The sequence below is a fragment of the Paenibacillus sp. PastM-3 genome (assembly GCF_029893965.1).
Taxonomy (GTDB): Bacteria; Bacillota; Bacilli; order Paenibacillales; family Paenibacillaceae; genus Paenibacillus_AQ.
This window is the reverse complement of the sequence record NZ_JARXXP010000060.1, coordinates 1-7,584: the sequence shown is the minus strand read 5'-3', so window position 1 is coordinate 7,584 and position 7,584 is coordinate 1. Positions and strand designations below refer to the sequence as shown.

Annotated in this window: 6 protein-coding genes; all 6 read left to right on the top strand. The window is 41.3% G+C overall.

What is annotated here, in order from left to right; translation table 11 throughout:
• Positions 1-1,409, top strand: a 1,409-nt coding sequence (locus tag M2108_RS31020) for an RHS repeat-associated core domain-containing protein (protein ID WP_277473313.1), incomplete at its 5' end; no start/stop codon positions are given.
• 1,262 nt (positions 1,410-2,671) lie between these two features.
• Positions 2,672-3,469 (top strand): rolling circle replication-associated protein, encoded by a 798-nt coding sequence (locus tag M2108_RS31015; RefSeq protein WP_277473314.1) that lies wholly within the window; start codon positions 2,672-2,674, stop codon positions 3,467-3,469.
• A 325-nt stretch (positions 3,470-3,794) separates the two neighbouring features.
• Positions 3,795-4,598 (top strand): recombinase family protein, encoded by an 804-nt coding sequence (locus M2108_RS31010; protein ID WP_277473315.1) that lies wholly within the window; start codon positions 3,795-3,797, stop codon positions 4,596-4,598.
• 186 nt (positions 4,599-4,784) lie between these two features.
• Positions 4,785-6,023 carry an IS110 family RNA-guided transposase gene (locus M2108_RS31005; RefSeq protein WP_481856974.1) on the top strand — a complete coding sequence of 413 codons (1,239 nt, stop codon included), beginning with the start codon at positions 4,785-4,787 and terminating at the stop codon, positions 6,021-6,023.
• 100 nt (positions 6,024-6,123) lie between these two features.
• Positions 6,124-6,855, top strand: coding sequence for an RHS repeat-associated core domain-containing protein (locus tag M2108_RS31000; RefSeq protein WP_277473316.1), 732 nt, complete (start codon positions 6,124-6,126; stop codon positions 6,853-6,855).
• Between the two features lie 103 nt (positions 6,856-6,958).
• Positions 6,959-7,366: a hypothetical protein gene (locus M2108_RS30995; RefSeq protein WP_277473317.1), complete on the top strand. Its 408-nt coding sequence runs from the start codon at positions 6,959-6,961 to the stop codon at positions 7,364-7,366.
• Positions 7,367-7,584: the final 218 nt, after the last annotated feature.

The window sequence follows — 7,584 nt, the reverse complement described above, 5'->3', positions numbered from 1 at the left end:
ACGGCTATGATGGCCTGAACCGATTGATATCAGCAGTGCGTTCTACCGGCGGGACAGATACGTATACTTATGATGTCAAAGGAAACCGACTAACACAGACCAAATCAAGCGGAACGGATATACAGGTTCAGGACACCAGCTATAGCTATGATCTGAAAAATGTCCTGATGGCAATGACTGTCGGAGCAGTGACCTCAAACTTTGCGTATTATGCAGACGGTCTACGGTTCAGTAAAACCACAGCAGGCGTGCAAACGAAGTATATATATGATTATAATGGCCAAGTGATCTCCAGCGAAAAAAGCAATGGGGAAAAAGCTAGCTACATTCGTGGTGACCGTCTGCTGGTGAAGAAAGACCGGACAAACAGCACAGCGGTAAAAGATTACTACTACCTGTATAACGGTCATGGTGATGTGGTACAGATCGTGGATAAGAGCGGTGCGATTGTCAATTCCTACGCCTATGATGAGTGGGGTAACATCACCAGTCAGACTGAGGGGATTCAGAACTCTTTTAAGTACACAGGTGAGATCTATGATGAAGAAACAGGCCTTTACTACCTGCGGGCACGGTATTATGATCCAAGTATTGGGCGGTTTATAAATGAGGATACGTATGAGGGGCAGATTGATAATCCGCTGAGTTTGAATTTGTATACGTATGTGCATAATAATCCGTTGATTTATACAGATCCGACTGGACATATGATAACGATGGGGTCTGACAGTATCGGCGGAGCAGATATGGGTGTTAATAAAAAACCGGGATTTTGGTCGTCTAGTTGGAATAGTGCAAAAAATAAAATTGGGAATATTAAATGGGGAGAAGTTGGCCTTGGGATGCTGCAAGCCGTAGGTGGAGGATTCTCGATTTTTGGTGGCTTTACTCTTGCAACCGGTGGTACAGCGGCATCAGGTGGAATACTCGGGGGAATCACTATAACAGCTGGTGGTATTTTGATGGTGGATGGTACAAGTAATGCTATAGGAGGATTGTCAAGAGCATGGAATGGTATTCGAGGATCGAGTGAAGGAGATACATTTAATTTTGTAAAGAGAGATATATTTATGAAGGCATCCCCCGAAAATGGTGAAGAATATTATAATTATTATCAATTAGGTCTTGGGGTGTTATCATTAGGTTTATCTGCTAATAGTTTAGCAGCAACGAGTGGAAATATTATCAAAAGCGCTAATGGATCTTATCAGTTAACGAAGGATGGGATTTCAATCGGGTTCAATGTTGTAGAGGGTAGTATTAGTAAGATGACAATCACTTATTATACTAGTAATGGTAGTGTCTATAAGACAGTTCAAGTTAATACAGGATTAATGCTTACCGGTACAACAGATATTACTCAAACAATAACTAATATGTATTTTACAAAAGAAGGTATGCAGCCTTAGAAGGAGATGAGATAAATCAGTAAGAGATGGAGGTATTATTTACCGTTTTATTTAGTTGGATGTATAATTTCGTTGAATGGAACTGGTGTTCCACAGTGGTATTATCTAATCCCTATTAAGGTGATTTCTGTATGCTTAATGCTAATCGGTGGGAGTGGAGTTTACTATATAGCAGTAGAAAAACAACCACTGCTTTTGGCATTTTTTAGATCGTTAAAGTATATTTTGATCTCTGTATTAATTTTATTCATCTTTTCAGTTTTACAAGAAACATTGCAACAACAATATTCAATTGATATTTCTGCATTTATAGGTCTTTAAATTCTATATATCGGATAATAAATAATTACCAAGAAAGCACAACACGGCTAATCCCGGATTGTGTTTTTCTTTGTATTTACCTCATACCGAAGCGAACGGACTATAGTCTGTAATTCAAATAAACTAATTCTCAATAATCTAATCTTAGAACAATAATTTTACATTTTAAACCTTGAAGATATAAAAATGCGATTTTTTGCTTTAGAAATCCAGCCTATATACGGGAGTCTCATTTTTATAGTGACTTCTATTATTTTAATAAATATATAACTAATTTCCTCGGTTAATGAAATACCTCCACCACACTCAATCGTTGACCTCTGAACACTTCCAGCTGAGTTTAAATAAACAGTCTTCGGAAAAACTCCTGCATGAAGGACTCTAATTAACAAATACAATAGGCCATATAGAAATACTCAGTCCCAAAGCGGCGATAGAAAAAATGATACGTACTCAGAAGTCACACTAGATGGTTGAATCATCTTAAATGTAGACTTCCGGTCATATAAGTAATAAAGGCGTAAATTACCTGAATTAAATTGTCTGTAACCATTCCAATTTCTTAATTCCAGAACTCTGGACGAAGCGAAGCGGAGTCTCCGAGCGCAGCGAGGGGGAGCAATACTTAAACCGTTCCTCAGCATTTAGGCTTAGATGGACACGATACCTATCTAAGTTGCTGCAGGAGGTGTTTGCATCCGTAAGTAAAGAAAACGTACGTACTTTCACAAACGCATGTATTTGCCCTATTACAATCCGCTGTATACATTTAAGCCCCCGCAAAAGTTCTACCTCCAAACATCTCCGTAATTAATCGTAACAAATCCGTCATAAAATACTCTTCAACCCATGGCATACACACGGAGTACACTCTTTTCCCGCTGCTTTATTTATGGCAAAGGCTACCCCAAAGGGGCCTTACCCTAAGGAGGAAGAAGAGTATGAATGCGTATAACTGTCAGGCAACATGGATTGGTAGCTACTTGAAGGTAAAGATGTATGGGAAACCCATATACCCTGGCCGTATGAAGCCCTACCGAACGATGACTAAGCGTCAAGCGGAAGGGATTAATTCTAATCTTCACTTGAAACCTGAGTCGCTGGATCTGGGCAACTCCTCACGATATAACAGCATCCCACAGACAAGACGGCTGTCATTAGCAGAACGAGAACGATTCGAAAATCTGATGGATCTGAACTTCGCCAAGGGGCATAAATACATCACCCTAACGTATGGAAAAGAGCACGTTTCGCTGGCTGAAGCCAGTAAAGATTTTGAAAACTGGGTGAAGCGGATGCGTGAGCGGTATGGGGACTTTAAATATCTTGCTGTACGCTCATTTCAAGGCAGAGGAACGATTCATTTTCACATACTGGCGAATCTTCCCCGAATTCCGAGGGAGGAACTGGCGGATGGTACGTTTAGGTCTATCTGGGGCCACGGAAATGTTGACTTTAAGCAAGTTTACGAATTATCTGCAGGAGATCGGAGAAATAAACTTAAGAAGTATCTCCTGAAGAACCTTCAGGAATTTAAAGCGGATGAGCGCTCCTATGGCAAGCGGCTGTTTCTCCAAAGCAAGAACCTAAAGCTGCCTGAAATATTTAAAGGTAACTATGACGAGCTTATGGAGGATTTTCGGAAAATGGGAGTTGAGCTAAAACTGGTGGAATCCAGACAATTTCCTGTGGACTATTTGAATTATATCCGGTTAGAAACACATCAAATTATCGCTTGAAAGTAAAGCTCGGCAGTTTAACGAAATGTGTATAAAAAGTCCCTCTAGGCCCTCAGGCGCACTTGGGTCTAATCTGTTTAAGGTAGCTATAATTTAGAGCTTAAATTAGAGTACCTGCATGGAATTAAGCTCTCCGAAGGCTACTTGGATAGCCTGTATGGGAACTTAATACCAATTAACAACGGAGGAAGAGAAAGCTTGAACTCTTATGCGAAGCGTACTATGCTTGGTTTTATTAAAAGGGATTAATTCCCAAATAAATAAGTTTGAAGGCTAGGCTGACGTTACGGTAATTAAAATTTTCGTTGCGATTGGGAGAAAGCATATGAACGTAGTTGGGTATATTCGCGTGTCAACGCAAGGGCAAGTCAAAGAGGGATACAGCCTATCGTATCAGCAGGACGAAATCAAAGCGTACTGCAAGGAGCAGGGGTGGAATTTAATCACCATCTATACCGATGCCGGAGTAAGCGGCGCTAAGGTGGATGAAGAGGTCATGGAGGTAGAGCGAGAAGGTTGTCGGATGATGCTGGATGTCCTATCTTCAGGTGGTGTGGATTATGTAGTTGTCTTGAATACAAATCGCCTGTGGCGAAGCGATCTCGTCAAAGTCCTAGTCCACCGGGAGTTTAGGAAATACAGTGTAGACATCAGGAGTATTGAGCAGCCGACATACAGTATTCATCGTAAAGACCCGAATGACTTTCTGATGAATGGACTTATGGAACTGCTCGACCAATATCAGCGATTGGAAATTGCCTTGAAGCTTGGGCGTGGAAGAAATAAGAAGGCACAGCAAGGCGGATATGCCGGCGGTCGCGTAGCTTTTGGGTATTCAGCCAAGCGAGGCACGAAAGTGATGAAGATTAACCGAGTGGAGGCATCAGCCATTAGGCGGCTGTTTGAACTGAGAGAGCGTTATTCGGATTGGACATTGGCAGAGTTAGCGAGACGGTTGAACGCCGAGGGCTTCACCACCCAGCAAGGCAAACGTTTCACGAAGGTTCAGGTCAAGCGAATCCTTGATCGTAAAGAGTTTTACGGCGGGATATACCGTTACGGAAACGTGGAGGCTGTCGGTGTCCATCCAGCGATTCTGGAAATGGAGAACAGTAGCATTTCTCATTGATGTAAGAGCATAAGGAGTGGCTAACGCAGAAGTTGATTTATGAGTCGATGAAATAAAGAGCCGTGTGAAGCCATGAGGGAGAAACAGGATTTTGCTAACGTATCTTTGCGGCCCGTTCGCTCGAACTGAGGATGCAGACCTGTTTCTTTACTCTTGATTTCTCCGGTTGACTTCAAGGAGTGGACAATCATAATAAAGCCGGATCAGTTAGTGTATGTAGGCGTTGACCTACATAAACAGCACCACACAGCCGTCATTTTGGATTGTTGGAATCATAAGCTAGGAGAAATTAAGTTCGATAACAAGCCTACAGCCTTTCCGCTACTTGAAAAAGAAGTAAAGAAGCATACCCCGAAGGGAGTGTCTGTGGTTTACGGGTTAGAGGATGTGGGCGGCTACGGTAGAGCACTAGCGGTCTACTTAACAGAAAAGGGCTGCTTCGTGAAGGAAGTTAATGCGAAACTGGCGAACAATAGACGTAAGAGTCACGTAACCATACAGAAGTCAGACTCCTGGGATGCAGAATGTGTAGCGAAGGTCATACGGGATGAACTGCACAATCTACCGGATGCCAAGCCGATTGATCTGTACTGGGCCATTAGCCAGCTAGTAACCCAGCGTAATTGGCAGTCTAAGAATTTGAATGATGGGGTCAAGCGGCTACATCAGCAGCTAGGCTATCACTATCCAAGTTACAAAAAGTTCTTCTCAGAAATTGATGGGAAAACCGCCTTAGCCTTCTGGCATAAGTACCCTTCCCCGAATCATCTGTCAGGTATGAAAGTGGAGGAACTGGCCCTGTATCTCCGCAAGCTGAGTAATAACGGTTTATCCACCAAAAAAGCAGAGCAAATCCTGTCTCTTATCGCAGATGATGGCGACACAACACGTGATTTCCAAGACAAGCGGGATTTTATTGTCAAAGGCCTTGTGCGAAACATCCGCTTTTACAAACGGGAAATGAGACGGGGCGAAGGAGAGATCAGGAAGCTGACGGACCAGTTAGGCTTCCAACTGGAAAGCATGACAGGCATTGACCTCGTCACGGCAGCGGAGCTGGTAGCAGAGATTGGTGATATCTATCGATTTGCTACGCCAGATAAGCTGGCCCGATTTGCCGGAATCGCTCCGGTAATCGTTGGCTCAGGAAACAAGGTCAGAAACTACAAGAGTAAGCAGGGGAACAGAGTATTACACGACATCATTAAATCTCTTGCGATCCGTCAGCTTCTGGTTACACGTTCTACGAAGGTACCCCGGAACCCCTACTTTCACTGGTATTATGAGCAAAAGTTAGCCGCAGGAAAGACCAAGCAGCAAGCCATTGTGTGCATTATGCGGAAGCTAGTGAACGTCATCTTCTACTTGATGAAAACCAAGAAGACATACGTAATTCCAGAAGTATCCATACCAGAAGCTGGATGATATAATCTGGGTGGCGGCGATTGGAAACAGTCGCCGTCCTCTATTTAAGAATAGTCGCTTTATAAACTAGGATACGTATGAGGGGCAGATTGATAATCCGTTGAGCCAGAATCTTTATACGTATGTGCATAATAATCCGTTGATTTATAATGATCCTACAGGGCATTTTTTAGGAACAATTACAGGAGCAATACTTGGTGGTATTGTTGGAGGAATAACGGCTGCCATACAAAAAACTAATATAAAAGCAGGTATTGCTGGAGGAGCTGTAACAGGGGCTATTGGTGGAGCATTTATCGATGCCACTATTGCTACAGCTGGCGGTGCGATTGTAATTTCCGCAGCGGTTGCTGGAGGTGCAATTGGTGGAGCAGCTGGAGATTTTGTAAATCAAGCTGGAAATAATCTCGCTCAAGGAAAGAGTGCAACAAGTGACCTAAATGTTCAAAGTATACTGATAAATGCAGGGATAGGTGCAGCATCTGGTGTATTAGGTGGTGCTACAGCAGTAGTCATGAGGTCATTTGAGGACGCAACAAAAAAAGTATTTCAGGGAATAGCAACAAATGCATTGAAAAGTGGAGATGACGTAGTTCTTAATAATTCAATATCTAATGTACACAAGGCAGCAGTGAAAATTGGTAATTCAAATGCTACAATTGAATATACTACAACTGTGGTGTATAGTGCCGCTTCAAATACAGTAGTTTACATGGTTAACAACCAAGTAGTCCAAACTATAGTGGTAAATGTTAATCAAGTACCAACTCAGAATGCAAAGCAAACATATACAAAATCAGATGGGACTGTAATACGGGTCCAGAAGGATTAATGATTTCAAAAATATGCCTAAATAAGAGTGATAAATTGTTAATAGAGGTAGTGATTCTATCAAAAGGAAATTTTTTGCAAGTAACAAAACAATGATGTTTGGAGTGGGATTATTTATCATATCTTCATCATTTCCAATCATATTGTTGAAGTATGGGAAGTTTGGTGGAAAAGTAAATATTATGATTATTTTTGTTTGGATTTTGACATCGTTAGTCTATGGTTATTTTCTGTATTTCGACAAAAGACTATATTTTAATGATAAGGGAGTAAAATACCACTCTTTGCTTAAAAAAAAATTCATTGGGTGGGATGAAGTTCAAGAAGTTGGAATAGTAGTTTATTCTCCTGTTGCAGGTCATGCAACTGCGAATCTATTGTGCATCTCTACTCAAAAAGGTGTAACAGGGCGAAGAATCGTTGTTTTTGAAGAGCATGGTATATATATGAATTACAGAAGATCCCTTATTCCAATAATAAATAAATATTGGAAAGGTGAGATTATCAGCTGAAAATAAGTTATAAAAACACAAAACGACTAATCTCGTTTTGTGTTTTTATTTATTGTATAATGCTCTAATTGACTTTAAAAACAAGAAAACGCTGGTGGTAGACTAATAAGCAAAAGCCAAAAGCCAGAGTCTGTAAAATATATTGTGTAAACTCTCAAACCCATTAAAATGGAAGTAAGAGAAAGGTTGGGGAGAACACATGGGACTTTGGTCAAAAC

Excerpts from the sequence above, each read along its gene's own strand:
- M2108_RS31015 (WP_277473314.1), top strand. The coding sequence starts at position 2,672 with ATGAATGCGTATAACTGTCAGGCAACATGGATTGGTAGCTACTTGAAG.
- M2108_RS31010 (WP_277473315.1), top strand. The coding sequence starts at position 3,795 with ATGAACGTAGTTGGGTATATTCGCGTGTCAACGCAAGGGCAAGTCAAA.